At 49.2% G+C, this 16,479-nt stretch carries 4 protein-coding genes and 1 pseudogene; all 5 read left to right on the top strand.

Annotated features, from left to right (window positions below; all coding sequences use genetic code 11):
- Positions 1-2: 2 nt before the first annotated feature.
- The 5 genes and pseudogenes from AAC155_RS24415 to AAC155_RS06590 all read left to right on the top strand — a co-directional run bounded on the left by AAC155_RS24415 (position 3) and on the right by AAC155_RS06590 (position 16,314).
- Positions 3-13,469, top strand: a complete 13,467-nt coding sequence (locus AAC155_RS24415; RefSeq protein ID WP_113041500.1) for a hemagglutinin repeat-containing protein — start codon at positions 3-5, stop codon at positions 13,467-13,469.
- Positions 13,435-13,794 (top strand): DNA/RNA non-specific endonuclease, encoded by a 360-nt coding sequence (locus tag AAC155_RS06605; protein WP_113041499.1) that lies wholly within the window; start codon positions 13,435-13,437, stop codon positions 13,792-13,794. The genes AAC155_RS24415 and AAC155_RS06605 overlap by 35 nt, the downstream gene beginning before the upstream one ends.
- On the top strand, positions 13,791-14,126 hold the full coding sequence (locus AAC155_RS06600; protein ID WP_113041498.1) for a hypothetical protein: 336 nt from the start codon (positions 13,791-13,793) through the stop codon (positions 14,124-14,126). The genes AAC155_RS06605 and AAC155_RS06600 overlap by 4 nt, the downstream gene beginning before the upstream one ends.
- Positions 14,127-14,342: 216 nt before the next feature.
- Positions 14,343-15,234: pseudogene (locus AAC155_RS24410) on the top strand (VENN motif pre-toxin domain-containing protein); the annotation flags it as partial.
- A gap of 861 nt (positions 15,235-16,095) precedes the next feature.
- Positions 16,096-16,314: a hypothetical protein gene (locus tag AAC155_RS06590; RefSeq protein ID WP_099142451.1), complete on the top strand. Its 219-nt coding sequence runs from the start codon at positions 16,096-16,098 to the stop codon at positions 16,312-16,314.
- Positions 16,315-16,479 lie beyond the last annotated feature (165 nt).

The raw sequence follows: 16,479 nt of genomic DNA, 5'->3' as shown, positions 1-16,479 counted from the left end.
CAATGAACAAGCATCTGTATCGTATTATCTTTAACAAAGCCCGGAACATGTTGATGGTCGTGGCCGATATTGCAACTTCCGGGCAAGGTAGTACGGTACGCCGCCGCAGTCGTCGGCAATTACCACAATGCCTTTGCCGGTTAACAGCGTTACGACTGAGTTTGTTATTGGCAACCGGCTGCATCTCCCTAACAGCGCAGGCCAATATTGTGGCCGACGGACAAGCACCGGGTAATCAGCAACCGACTATCCTGAACAGTGCAAACGGTACGCCACAAATCGATATTCAGACCCCTAACGCCGCGGGTATCTCGCGTAATACCTACAGCCAATTTGATATCGATAAACGAGGCGTCATCCTTAACAACAGTCACAATGCTGTCCAAACTCAACTGGGCGGTATGGTGGCAGGAAATCCTTGGCTTGCCAAAGCGGAAGCCAAAATCATTCTCAATGAAGTGAACAGCATTAACGCCAGTAAACTTAATGGCTGGATAGAAGTCGCCGGACAAAAAGCCGACGTTATTATTGCCAACCCGGCGGGCATCACCTGCAACGGTTGTGGATTCATTAACGCCTATCGCGCAACACTCACCACAGGACAGGCCATGATGGAACAAGGCCGACTGAAAGGCTTTGATATTGAGCGGGGAGAAGTGCGCATTGAAGAGCTAGGAATAGACAGTTCACAACAAAATTATACCGCAATTATTGCCCGCTCGGTGGTAATCAACGGCAAACTGCACGCGAAAGATCTAAAAATCACAACCGGACGTAATATCGTTGATGCTGCTCACCAGAACATTAAGAAAAAATCTGCTGACGGCAGCAAGAATCTATCATTTACGCTGGACGTAGCCGCACTCGGTGGCATGTACGCCAATAAAATCGTGCTGGTGGGTACCGAATTTGGTGTAGGGGTACGTAACGTCGGCCACATCGGAGCAATCGCTGGTGAAGTCCGCCTCACGGTTGATGGACGGATTGAGAACAGTGGCACAATTGCTGCACGAAGTCATACCACAATCAAAGCGGAGTCGATACAGAGTGCCAAAGGCAGTATTCTGGCCGCCGGAATTGATGATAAAGGGAAAGCCACGCTGCCCGGATCGCTGACACTGACCGCCAAACAGCAAATTCAGGCCAATGGACAAAACTTGGCGACCAATACTCTGGAAGTACAGAGTAAAAAGATTGATCTTAGCGGCAGCCAAACTTCTGCCAACAACATTCAACTCACTGCCAGTCAGCAAGAGATTAGCACCGCCAACGCTACAGTCACCGCTGACCGTTTTACAGCTAAAACACCAGGTCAATTTAACAATGACGGCGGCACACTGGTAGCACGAGAAATCAACTTAACGACGCCAGACTTATCCAACAAGCAGGGGAAAATTAATCAAACCGGCAACAGCGAGCTGGTACTGAACACCCAAACACTGAGTAACCACAGCGGAATCATTCTCAATGAAGGGAAACGGCTGGCTATCACCACAGGAAATCTGGACAACCGTCATGGAAAAATCGCCAATAATGGAGATGACCTGAACCTAACCGTCCACAAGGAGGCGAACAACACGGAAGGGGGGATAATTCAACTCGCCGGCAAAGGTAAACTGTCACTCAACACCCATCAATGGATAGGTGACAGCGGAGAACTGCTCTCCAATGGTAAACTGGATATACAAGCCCACAACCTGCAACTGAACAAAAAAGCAGTCACTACCGCCGACAAAATTACAATAAAAACAGATACATTAAGCCATCAGAGTGGAGTAATGCAGCAACAGAGTAAGGACAAAATGTCCCTTACTGCCAAGACGCTGAATAACCAAAATGGCGAGATTCAAAGTAATGGCAACCTGAAAATCGATGCCACCACCTTAGATAACAGCAAAGGCAAAATCGCTGCAACCGGTGGCAGCACAGAACTGATCATTGGGAAAAACATTGAAAACGTTGACGGACGAATCGAAGCCAAAACGACGCTCACCACAAAAAGTCAGGCGTTGAATAACCATCAAGGATCATTACTGGCTCAACAGATAGACAGCCAAACCAAAGGGCATAAATTCACCAACACCGCGGGACAAGTTATTGCCCAAGAAAAACTCACCCTAAACAGCGGTGAACTGGATAACACGTCTGGTTTGTTACAATCTGGCAATGACATGATAGTCAATACTCATGGACAGAAACTGACTAACACTAAAAATGGTGACGAAAAAGAGATCAAAAAAGGCACCATATTAAGCAACGGCAATCTGGAACTCCGTACAGGAGATATCAACAACACCGCCGGCATTATCTCTGCTAAAGGAAAAACCACCCTTAACGCCGGTAACGTTGACAATACCGACGGCCAACTCTTATCACAACAGATGGCGGAACTGACCACACAGGCATTAAATAACACTCGTGGACAGATCCAATCAGAGTCAAGCCTGTTGCTGGATACCCAAAACCAAGCCCTGACCAATACCGACAGTGGCAAAACTGGCGGTATTATTGCTAAAGACTCATTACGTATTTCCAGTGGTAAACTGACTAATAACTCGGGCGCTATCCTTGGTCATGGCATTCACATCAACACCCATGAACAACGGCTAAGCAACCAAAAAGGCACCATAGAGAGCAAGAAAAATCTGCAACTTGACAGTGGAGAACTCGACAGTACCAGTGGACAAATAAAATCTGATGGCAACATGACATTAGACACCCACGGGAAAAAGCTCACCACCGCAAAAAGCAGCGACACTGGTGGCGTGGCCAGTAAGGGAATACTCACCTTAAAGACAGGCGAGATAGACAACCACGATGGCACCATCACTGGAACAGGGACGACAACGATAACGGGTGGAGAACTCCACAACCAACGAGGAAAACTTGTCAGCAAAACCAGCTCCCTGACATTAACGGTAAACAACACTGACAACAGCGGTGGACTACTGCAATCTGCGGGTGATCTGACACTGGATACGCAAGGTAGGCTGCTAACCAACACCAACAGCGGCAAAGACCGGGGCATAATCAGCATAGGCAACATGAAGCTGACAACCCAAGGCGTTAACAACGATGCGGGCCTAATCCATGCGGGTAAAAACCTGATCCTTGACGGGCAAAAAGGAACCATAACCAACCGCAATAGCCAGCCTCATCAGGGTATCCGTAGCTCAGGAGACTTGACGCTGACTGCAAGTGGTATTGATAACCATCAAGGATCTGTAGAAGCGGATAAACAACTCACCGTGACATCCGGGACCGTTGACAATACCGGTGGCCTGTTGAAATCCGGCACAATCCTGTCGCTCAACATCCAAGGCCAAAAGCTGATTAACGCACAGAGCGAAGAAAAACGCGGTATCCGCAGCGGCAGTGATCTGACACTGGAAGCCGGTGAAATTGATAACACCGCTGGCGTGATAGATTCACAAGGTGAAACCACGCTGACTAGCCAAAACCTCAACAACACCAGTGGTAAAATCCTCTCGCGGAAAAAAGCCAATCTGACAACACAAGCAGTCAACAACCAAAGTGGACAGATACAATCCGCAACCCGTCTGAAATTAGATACACAACAGCATGAACTCACTAACACCGATAGCGGTAAAAACGGCGGAATCATCGCGGAAGATGCCTTGGAACTGACTACCGGTAAACTGATCAATGACCGCGGATCTATCCGTGGCGGTGAAACCCACATTAACACCCATCAGCAAGCGCTAAACAATGTGGCTGGCACCATAGTCAGTAAGAAAAATCTAAAACTCGATAGCGGAGAACTTAACAGTACCGGCGGGAGAATAGAGTCCACCGGCGATATGACGCTGACCACTGGCGATATTGACAACCAAGACGGTGTGATTATTGGTACAGGAACAACAACCGTAACCGGCGGTGAACTAAAAAACCAAGGCGGAACCCTCGCCAGTGAAACCAACACACTCACATTGACCGTGAAAAAAACCGACAACAGTGGCGGCCTGTTGAAATCTGCGGGTGATCTGACACTCGATACACAAGGTAAGCTACTGACTAACCTCAACAGTGGCAAAACCGGGGGCATAATCGGTGCAGGCAATGTCAAGCTGACGGCTCAAGGCATCAATAATGAAGCTGGCTGGATCCATGCGGATAAAAACCTGACTCTAGATGGACAACAAGGCAAAATAACCAACCGCAACAGCCAACCTGAACAGGGGATCTCAAGCCTGGGAGAGTTGACAATAACCGCAGGCACCATCGATAACCAACAGGGAAGAGTTATCGCCGATAAGCAGCTCAACGTGACATCAACAGGTACCGTTGATAATACCAGCGGTAAAATGCTCAGCCAGCATCAACAACTGGCACTGAATACCGGCGAACTGAATAACACAAGTGGTCTGCTGCAATCCAACACCACCCTTTCACTCAACACCCACGGCCAAAAGCTGACTAATACGCAAAGTGGGGATGACCTCGGCATACTCAGCGGCAGTGATCTGACACTGGACGCCGGTGAAATTGATAACACCGCTGGCGTGATAGATTCACAAGGTGAAATCACGCTGACTAGCCAAAACCTCAACAATACCGACGGTAAAATCCTCTCGCGGAAAAAAGCCGATCTGACAACACAAGCGGTCAACAACCAAAGTGGACAGATACAATCCGCAACCCGTCTGAAATTAGATACACAACAGCATGAACTCACTAACACCGATAGCGGTAAAAACGGCGGAATCATCGCGGAAGATGCCTTGGAACTGACTACCGGTAAACTGATCAATGACCGCGGATCTATCCGTGGCGGTGAAACCCACATTAACACCCATCAGCAAGCGCTAAACAATGTGGCTGGCACCATAACCAGTAAGAAAAATTTAAAGCTCGATAGCGGCGAGTTAGACAGTACTGGCGGGAGAATAGAATCTACCGGTGATGGTGATATCACACTGGACACACATGGAAAAAAACTGACCACCGCCAAAAGCGGCAAAACCGGTGGCGTTATCAGTACAGGAACATTGATGCTGACCACTGGTGAAATCGACAACCAAGATGGTTTTATCAAAGGTAGAGGAACAACCACCGTTAACTCTGGTGAACTTAAAAACCAAGGCGGAACTCTCTCCAGTGAAACCAGCACACTCACATTGACCGTGAAAAAAACCGACAACAGCGGCGGCCTGTTGAAATCCAAGGGTGATCTGACACTCGATACACAAGGTGAGCTACTGACTAACCTCAACAGTGGCAAAACCGGGGGCATAATCGGTACAGGCAATGTCAAGCTGACGGCTCAAGGCATCAATAATGAAGCTGGCTGGATCCACGCGGATAAAAACCTGACTCTAGATGGACAACAAGGCAAAATAACCAACCGCAACAGCCAACCTGAACAGGGGATCTCAAGCCTGGGAGAGTTGACAATAACCGCAGGCACCATCGATAACCAACAGGGAAGAGTTATCGCCGATAAGCAGCTCAACGTGACATCAACAGGTACCGTTGATAATACCAGCGGTAAAATGCTCAGCCAGCATCAACAACTGGCACTGAATACCGGCGAACTGAATAACACAAGTGGTCTGCTGCAATCCAACACCACCCTTTCACTCAACACTCACGGTCAGAAACTGATTAACACTCAAAGCGGAGATAAACATGGCATACTCAGCGGCAGTAACCTGACACTGGAAGCCGGTGAAATTGATAACACCGCTGGCAAGATAGATTCACAAGGCGAAACCACGCTGACCAGCAAAAACCTCAACAATACCGACGGTAAAATCCTCTCGAAAGGAAAAGCCGATCTGACAACACAAGCAATCAACAACCAACGTGGGCTGATACAATCCTCAGCCAGTCTGAAATTAGATACACAACAGCAGAAACTGACGAATACCGATAGTGGAGAACTTAACGGAATCCTCGCACGGGATAGCCTAAAACTGATTACAGGTGAACTCATCAATGATCTCGGATATATCCGTGGCGATGAAACTCACATCAATTCTCATCAACAGACATTAAGCAATCTCACTGGCACTATAGTCAGTAAGAAAAACCTACAACTCGATAGCGGCAAGTTAGACAGTACCGGTGGACTAATAAAGTCTGGCGGCAACATGACGCTAGATACTCACGGAGAAAAACTGACCAACGCCAAAAGCGGCGATAACCGTGGCGTTATCAGTAAAGGGACAATGATCCTCACTACCGGTGAAATCGACAATCAGGATGGTGCGATCATCGGTACAGGAACAACGACAGTTACTAGTGGTGAACTGAAAAACCAAGGCGGAACACTCACCAGCGAAAAAGATGCGCTGACATTATCGGTGAACCAAACTGACAATAGCGGCGGCTTGTTGCAATCCGCAGATAAGCTGACTCTCAATACGCACGGCCATTCCCTGACGAATAAAAACAGTGGTGATAAGGGTGGCATTCGCAGCCAAGGCGACATATTAATTACCAGTGGTGATTTACATAATCAGGCCGGCATGATTACCAGTCGTAAAATCGCAACCCTGAACACTGCCGCCGTGAATAATACTCAGGGCACTATTGCTGGTACTCAACAGATAAAACTCACTACCCAAGCATTCAATAACCAGCAAGGCACCGTCGATTCTGATGGCAACCTGAATCTCAACACTCAAGGCCAACGCCTGAATAACACCGGCGACAAAGATAAATCAGGCGAATTCTCTGCTCGCGGAGATTTAACACTGGATATCGGTGAGTTAAACAACGACGCTGGTTTTATCGCCGCGGATGGCAAAACTAAGATTACCAGTACAACCCTCACCAATAAAAAAGGACTGATTGCTGGCAATAGCGGACTAAAGATTCATAGTCAAACGCTTATCAACAACAATGGCTCATTGAAGTCAGCAAAAACCGTCAATATTGACACAAACGGGCAGCTACTGAACAACCAGCATGGCCGTATTATTGGCGATGACAACACCACCGTGACCAGTGGCAAACTGAATAACCAACACGGACACATTCAGGGCAAAAAACTCACCATCGACGCCGGGCAAGCCGATACGGATAACCAGGACGGTAAGCTATTGTCAACAGACACCATGAGCCTGAATACCCTACAACTCGACAACCGCCGCGGGCAGGTCAACGCCGTAGGTGACACGACGATTAACGCGCGAAAACAAACGAACAACACTGGCGGTTTTATCCACAGTGACCAACAACTGACACTCAAAACAGCAGAACTCATTAACCGGGAGACTAATCACCCTGACCAGGGTACCGAAGCCCAAGACCTGATAATTGAAGCTCAACAGGTGGATAACACCCAGGGAACATTACAGGGAGTCAACCGCCTGCAAGCCATCATTAACCAGTCGCTGAAAAACGAACAAGGATTGGTTTCTGGTGGAAAACAACTCACCATCGAAGATAAAACCCAGAAACTGACGGTGAATAACCAACAAGGCACACTGATTGGAAGTGAAAAGGTCAATATTAAAGCCAATGCCTTGAGCGGTGACGGTCAAACCTTATCGCAGGGCGATATGGAAGTGAAATTAAAACAGGACTTCCACAACACTGGTAACATCGCCGCCGACGGTAAGCTGTCTCTGGAAACCGACAGCAACATTATCAATGACAGCACAATTAAAGCCGGGCAAACATTGCATCTGGGAGCCCAAAACCTCACCAATACCCAGACTGCGGAAATCAGTGCCAAGCAAACCGAAGTCAACGTCCGCAACACACTGACCAACACGGGGTTCATTGACGGCGAACTGACCCATCTCACCGCCAAAGTACTGGACAACACCGGAACCGGACGTATTTACGGTGACCAAATAGCCCTCAAGACTGGCACTCTCAATAACACAGCGAAAGATGGCAAAGCCGCTGTCATTGCCGCCCGAGACCAATTAGATATCGGTACCGGAACCCTCAACAACAGTGACCATGCCCTGATTTACAGCGTGGGTGACATGCGCATTGGTGGACAACTGGATGAGAACCTAACTGCTACTAGTCAGGCCGGGATGCTCGACAACGACGCGGCAACCATTGAGGCCGGTGGTAACTTAAGTATTGATGCCGCTATTATCAAAAATACCAACAAAGGTCTAGTCACCCAAGTCGTCGAAACAGAAAAATCCCAGCGCCATGAAGCGGTATTAAGCGGCCACACCACCCGCTATGACTGGTCACAGGTGGACACCTCCTATCGAAACAGATATGGCATACGCGATGCCATTATGCCGGACGGTAGCAGAGATAATGAATTTTACGAGTATCAGTATACCCGTACCGTTACAGAGACCCAGATAAAAGAAAACAACCCTGGTAAGATTCTGGCCGGCGGTAATATGACCATCAATAGCACGATGCTGACCAATAACGACAGTCAGATCATAGCGGGTGGAATACTAGGGGGTGATATTGACGAATTGCACAATAACGCCACTAAAGGCGAACGTATCACCGCAGATGCAGGCAGTGAAATCCGCTGGTACCCTAAAAAGAAAAAACGTCGACTGAGAAAGAGTAAAAGATCCCAAGGAAAAGACTGGAGTGATTATCGCCCAGCACCAATAATCGAAACCATTGACCTGAAAGCCCTAGCCTGGCAGGGCAACACTCGTCCAAACTCTACCGGCATAACAATAGGTGACAGGCAGACAAGCCGTGTTCAAAGTGCGCCAACCGGGATTAATCTGACCCCAAGAATGGCGGAAGCCGGTGAAGTTACGTTCACAAATGCCACTATCAACGCCATCACACTACCGAACAGGGACATACCGACTGATCGCCCAATACTTTCTCCTACAGGCCAACAAACTGAGCAGATATTATCGTCCGGCGCAGTGGCACTAGCAAACAGAGACGCACTGACTGAACACCCAATACTTTCTCCTACGAGCCAACAAACTGAGCAGGTATTATCGTCCGGCGCAGTGGCACTACCAAACAGAGATGCACTCACTGAACACCCGGTACTTCCCCCCGCTCAACAAACTGAACGGGTACTCCCCCCTGTGACGGTCACTCTACCCCATAGTGGTACATTAGATGAGCGCCCGCTGGTGTTACCAACAGGCCAACAATTTGAACTAACGCTACCGTCTGATAACGTTAAAGGCCAAAGCGTCGAACCCCTTATCCGTATCGTTGCTCCAGACACCCGCTTGCCGAACAACAGCCTGTTTGTCGTACAACCGAGCAGTGACAGCCATTATTTGGTGGAGACCGACCCTAAATTCACCCAATACAAAAAGTGGCTAGGCACGGATTACATGCAACAACAGTTAACCCACGACCCGGCATTGGCACACAAACGCCTGGGCGATGGGTTCTACGAACAGCGCTTGGTGCGTGATCAAATCACCCAACTGACCGGGCAGCGTTATCTGGCGGGCCACAACAACGATGAAACTCAGTTCAAAGCGCTCATGGAAGCCGGCGTTGCCTTCAGCAAACGGCAGCAACTTACCCCCGGTATTGCACTGAGCCCATCGCAGATGGCACTGCTCACCTCAGACATTATCTGGTTGACCAACCGGACCGTGACTCTGGCCGATGGCACAAAACAAACCGTGACCGTGCCACAAGTCTACGCTCGCGTGAATAAAGGCGACTTGACCGGTGACGGTGCCCTGCTCTCCGGTAAAAACGTGACAATAAATAGCCGAGGAGATATCACCAACAGCGGCGCCATCAGAGGACGTGAAATCACCCAACTGACAGCAAACAATCTAACCAACAGCGGCTTTATCCAAAGCGGTAAAGTGGATTTAACCGCTCGGCAGGACATCACCAACCTCGGCGGACAAATTCGGGGCCACGACCGCGTTTCCGCGCTGGCAAACCGGGATATCACCAGTGCCTCTACCCTGCGCGGAGAAGGTGCTGACCGCTGGCTGGATCGACCCGCGGGCATTTATGTCCAGAATGACAACGGCACTTTAGCGCTGAAAGCCCTCAACAACATCCGTCTCACGGCCAGTGAAGTAAATAACGCGGGCAAAGACGGCCAGACAGAGATAACCGCGGGCCTCGACCTGACTCTGGACACCCTGCGCACTCATCGCACAGAAAACAGTGACTGGGGGAGCGACAACTATCGCCATCTGACACAACAACGTGACGTCGGTAGCCAAATAACCACCGCCGGTAACCTGGCACTGCGAGCGGGCAATAACCTCAATGCTACTGCGGCTAACGTGAGCGCTGGTCAACAACTTACCGCTCAGGCCGGGAATAACATCACCCTAGATGCCGGTACCGCCTCATCAGACCTGGTAGAACACAGCAAGCAGACCAGTAAAGGCTTACTCTCCAAATCCTCCGTCGAAATCCACGATGAGGTGCATGAACGCCGGGCGCAGAGCACCACGCTCAGCGGCGACAGCGTAACCCTACAAACCGGGAATGACCTCAACATCATCGGCAGTAACGTGGCTGGCACTCAGGATGTTAATCTGGCCGCAGGCAATCAGCTCACCATCACCACCGCTGATGAAGCCCGTCATGAAACGCACTTCAAACAAGAGAAAAAATCCGGTCTGATGGGGACCGGCGGTATCGGCTTCACCATCGGCAAAGCCAGCCAAAAATCCACCACCGATATCGACAGTAACCTCAACAAAGGCAGCACGGTAGGCAGCAGCCAGGGCAGTGTGACATTCAGCGCCGGAAAACAGCTCAACCTTCACGGCAGTGATGTCGTGGCGGGCCGCGATACGCAACTTTCCGGCCAAAACATTAACATCACCAGTGCGGAAAACAGTCATACCGCTATCACTAAAACCGAACAGAAACAAAGCGGCCTGACCGTGGCGCTGTCCGGCACCGCAGGCGGGGCCCTGAATTCCGCAGTTCAAACGGTTCAAGCCGCCAACAATGAAAGTGACAGCCGAATCAAAGCCTTACAAGGCACCAAAGCCGCTCTTAGCGGAGTACAGGCAGTCCAGGCTGCTCGTCTGGCCGACGCTAAAGGCGGTGACGACAAAGCCAATAACAACCTGGTGGGTGTCAACCTCTCCTACGGCAGCCAGTCCTCCCGGTCAGAACTGAAACAGCACCAGACCACTCAGCAGGGCAGCAGCCTGACGACCGGGGATAATCTCACCCTCACCGCTTCCGGTACTCCAGACCAGCACGGCGATATCCGCATTCAGGGCGGCCAGTTGCAGGCGGGCAAAGACCTGCAACTCAATGCCAGCCGGGATATCCAGCTCTCCTCCAGCCAGAACACCGAACAGACCACCGGCAAAAACAGCAGTCGCGGCAGCTCACTGGGCGTCGGTTTGACTGCCGGACCGGGGGGCACGGGTATTAATCTCTCCGTCAGTACCAACCGCGGTAAAGGCAGTGAAAGCGGCAACGGCGTCAGCCATAATGAAACTACGCTGGATGCAGGACAAACCGTCACCCTCAACGCCGGTCGGGATGCGACGCTCAAAGGCGCTCAGGTCAGCGGCGAACAAATTACCGCCGACGTCAAACGCCACCTGACACTCAGTAGCGAGCAGGACAGCAACCGCTACGATATGAAGCAGCAGAATGTCAGTGCCAGCGACAGTACTACTTTCGGTCCACAACCGGGCGGCTCATTCAACCTGAGTGCCAGCCGCGACAAAATCCATAGCAACTTTGACTCCGTACAGGAGCAGACGGGACTGTTTGCCGGTAAAGGCGGCTATCAAGTAAAAGTGGGTGAACACACCCAGCTTGACGGCGCAGTCATTGCCAGTACCGCAGACAAAGACAAAAACACCCTTGATACCGGCACCCTGGGCTTTGGCGATATCAAAAACAAAGCGGATTTTAAAACCGAACACCATAGCGTGAGTATCAGCACGGGCGGCTCAGCAGGCGGCATGATTCTCAGTAATATGGCGGCCAATACCCTGGGCGGCGCTAACCGGGAAGGCCATGCCCAAAGCACCACCCATGCCGCGGTCAGTGACGGTGCCCTGATTATCCGGGACAAAGATAACCAGCAGCAAGATATCACCACCCTGAGCCGGGATACCGACCATGCCAACAATGCTCTCAGCCCTATCTTTGACAAAGAGAAAGAGCAACAACGGCTGAAACAGGCCCAACTGATTGGCGAAATCAGCGCGCAGGTGATTGATATCGCCAGTACCGAAGGGGCAATTATCGCCACCAAAGCGGCCCACGCCAAACTGGAAAACATCAGTGACCCGGATAGAGAAGCGGCCATAAAAGTACTGAAGGATAAAGGTAAAACCGATATCACCCCGGAACAAATTAAAGACCAGATTTACAAGACCGCCTATAACCAGGCATTGAATGAATCTGGCCTGGGCACCGGTGGAAAATACCACACCGCTTTACAGGCGGCTACCGCGGCCATTCAGGGACTCGCGGGCGGAAATATGGGTCAGGCACTGGCAGGCGGCGCTTCTCCTTATCTGGCTGGAGTGATTAAAGACCTGACTACCGACCCGAAAACCCATCAAGTCGATGTCGTCACCAATACTCTGGCCCATGCCATTCTGGGGGCAGTAGCCGCCGAAGTCAGTGGTAACAATGCGCTAGCCGGTGCGGCAGGAGCGGCGGGCGGTGAACTGGCCGCACGAGAACTGATGAAGCATATTCATGGTGAAAATGTTAAAGTCAGTGACTTAAGTGAAGAGGAAAAACAGACCATCAGCACCCTCTCCACCCTGGCGGCTAGCCTGGCAGGCGGCATTACCGGTGACTCTACCGGCAGCGCCATCACCGGGGCCCAAGCCGGGAAGAATGCGGTGGAAAACAACTTCCTGACGGCCAAAGATGTCCACGAACTGAAAGAAGAACTACTGGAAGCAGAAAAGACGGGCGCAAATAAGCAAGCGATTTACGACAAGTTTAAAGAACGTAGCGAGAAAAACCGTCAGGAAAGCGAGGCAGATGACTGCTCCCATAATCCGGGCTGTGTGGTGTCCGTTTGGGAAATGATGAACTCGGGAACAGACGCCGCCAGTGGCCTGAACCGGACTTCATTCTTCTCCAGTCTCAGTAGTGAGGAGACGGCACAGTTAAACCGCTTTGTACAGGCAGAGAATGCAGAAAGTGCCCAAGCGATTTACCAGTCGCTGCCAGATGTGGTAAAGAAGGTTGTTGAAGGCAAGGAGTTCGCGGAGCAGTTTGGTGTAATGCCGAAAGTGGGCAGTAGCGGGATGATTGGGCTGGGGATAGCCGGGAAGAAGCCTGCGACAAAAGACACTGGCAATACGAGTACAAAAGGCGCTAACACTGATCATAATCAGCAAGTTAATAAATCAAATTTAACTACAGCAGAGAAAGAAGTTGTACTTATTGAACAAGGTAAGAAAGGTGGTTGGAGTAAGGTACTGAATAAGCCTGAACCCAATAAAATTTATCATGTAAAACATGCAAGCGGGGAGAAAATTTATCATACAGATGAATTAAGCAGGCCAGTCCATATCGAAACTTCAACTACATTTATCCAAGAGTGACCGTAATACTTATCAGCAATGTAAAGCCGGTAAATGTGGTAATCCGGGAGATGAAGGCGGGCATTTAATCGCCAGTATTTTTGGTGGCCCAGGCGAGCGACTAAATGTTGTTCCTATGGATGGAAACTTAAATAAAGGTGCCTGGAAACAGATGGAGAATTCTTGGGCTAAAGAATTAAAAGCTGGTAAGACAGTTGATGTGAAAATACAACCTATATATAGTGATAATAGTAACCGCCCTGTCAGTTTTAATGTTACCTATAAGGTAGATAATGAAAGGCCAATAAGATTAAACATAGATAATGTTCCTGGGGGCAAGAAATGAGTCTAGATGATAAAATATATGCTGAGATCGGCCAATTGTTATATAACGCAGCTCCTGATAATGCGAAAAAAATTATTATGGATACGGAATTATCTCCTGAAGGTGATTGTTGTCAATTTAAATATGATTACATCGATTCCAACGATGAAATGCGCTGGTTTTTACCTGAAGACGGGATAATAGATCATAGATTGAGGGAACTATTAGTTACATTAAGACAATTTTTTATAGAAAATGTTCATTCAGAGAAAAAACCTCATTGGTCGGGTTGTATAGTCACTATTGATGTAGAACAAATGAAGCTCAATATAGACTTCAAATACGAAAACTAACCTAAAAGAGATCCCAGCCAAGGCGCTGGGATTTTCTCTTTAGCCGTCAGCTGTTCTCAACGAGCCGGATAATCAACTGTCCGGCCTCGCTGGTGTTGGTGATCGGTTTCACCATCGGTAAGACCAAACAAAGCGGATTTTAAAACCGAACACCATAGCGTGAGTATCAGCACGGGCGGCTCAGCAGGCGGCATGATTCTCAGTAATATGGTGGCCAATACCCTGGGCGGCGCTAACCGGGAAGGCCATGCCCAAAGCACCACCCATGCCGCGGTCAGTGACGGTGCCCTGATTATCCGGGACAAAGACAACCAGCAGCAAGATATCACCACCCTGAGCCGGGATACCGACCATGCCAACAATGCTCTCAGTCCTATCTTTGACAAAGAGAAAGAGCAACAACGACTGAAACAGGCCCAACTGATTGGCGAAATCAGTGCGCAGGTGATTGATATCGCCAGTACCGAAGGGGCAATTATCGCCACCAAAGCGGCCCACTCCAAACTGGAAAACATCAGTGACCCGGATAGAGAAGCGGCCATAAAAGTACTGAAGGATAAAGGTAAAACTGACATCACCCCGGAACAAATTAAAGACCAGATTTACAAGACCGCCTATAACCAGGCGTTGAATGAATCTGGCCTGGGCACCGGTGGAAAATACCACACCGCTTTACAGGCGGCTACCGCGGCCATTCAGGGACTCGCGGGCGGAAATATGGGTCAGGCACTGGCGGGCGGCGCTTCTCCTTATCTGGCTGGAGTGATTAAAGACCTGACTACCGACCCGAAAACCCATCAAGTCGATGTCGTCACCAATACGCTGGCCCATGCCATTCTGGGGGCAGTAGCCGCCGAAGTCAGTGGTAACAATGCGCTGGCGGGAGCGGCAGGAGCGGCTTCCGGTGAACTGGCCGCACGAGAACTGATGAAGCACATTCACGGAGAAAATGCTAAAGTCAGTGACTTAAGTGAAGAGGAAAAACAGACCATCAGCACCCTCTCCACCCTGGCGGCTGGCCTGGCAGGCGGCATTACCGGTGACTCTACCGGCAGCGCCATCACCGGGGCCCAAGCCGGGAAGAATGCGATTGAGAATAACTATCTTCATGAAGAAGAAAGCCGCCGTTTTGATAAAGAGTTGGCCGAGTGTAAGGCCAAAGGAGGAGACTGCGGTGCTGTCATTCAGAAGTATTTGGACATCAGCAATAAGAATAGTGCCGAATTAGAGGAAAAATGCAAAGGCGGCGGTATTACCTGCGTGACTTATGAAGAAATTATTCAAGCAAATACGAATATTGCGCTTGATGAGGGATCGTTACAAATTCGATTGTCAGAGAAACTAAAAGATCCCGACGCCATCAAAATAGTGCAGTATTTGAATGGTAAGGATTTGCAGTTTTTGAAGGATAATATTACCACTTCTAACAGAGTTGCCGCTGTCGCCTTAGATCCAACTTCATGGCCTGTAATGGTCTTTGGTGCAAAGGCGATGATTCAGGGGGCAAAAGGTAAAGAACAGCTACTTGCAGCAGGCGTCACCAGTGGTGTAAATGCAGCTATTCAATATGGCACAACAGGAGAAGTGAAGTTATCTGATGTAATTGGAGCAGGTGTTGTCGGCGCTATCACAGCAGGGAAAGGTTATAACCCAACCGTTACTTGGAATGCAGTAGGCGGCTATTACACAGCAGAAATCAAAGGAGATGATCCTTTCTTGAATGCAATAATAAGTAAAGGCGGAGCCAGTGCAGGCTATGCCGTAGGTAATGTTATTAAAGTACCTATGGAGAAAGTACTTAATCCAATATCGAAACAACTTGAATGGGAACCAATCGGGATTTGGACGATTACAAGACCTGTGAAACAGAGTTCAGTTCCATCTATAGCTGGTAACGTCGGCGATTCAGTAACATCAGGTATATTTAACGACAGTATGGGGCAGGCTATAAAAGACAAGGAGCAGCAAAATGAAAAAAAATAAATCGATAGTAATTTTGCTGTATTTATCTTGTTCTTTTTTTCTATTCATATTTCTTATGTGTATGATAGCAGCAGCACTTGGTTATTGGGTTGGAGGCGGAAAAGAAATTTTTCACTTTATTGGCGATAATATTGGAACATATCTAAAAGTTAGTACGTCAGGGTTCTTTGCAGGCTTTGTTCTTTGGTTATTTGATATTCGTTAGTTACCCGATAAGAACGATCCCAGCTGTTAAGCTGGGATTCAGACCGCTGACAAACCCCATTGAAAATAATGGGGTTTGTTCCTTTCATTACGAATCATAATACAACTCATTTTCCTCATTGACCCGATTCAATCGCCCGTCAGGGCGTTATTTTCGCTTCGCGGG

The organism is Photorhabdus sp. HUG-39 (assembly GCF_963878365.1).
Lineage (GTDB): Bacteria > Pseudomonadota > Gammaproteobacteria > Enterobacterales > Enterobacteriaceae > Photorhabdus > Photorhabdus kayaii.
The sequence above is the reverse complement of the archived record's forward strand: the minus strand, read 5'-3'. Positions and strand labels throughout refer to the sequence as shown.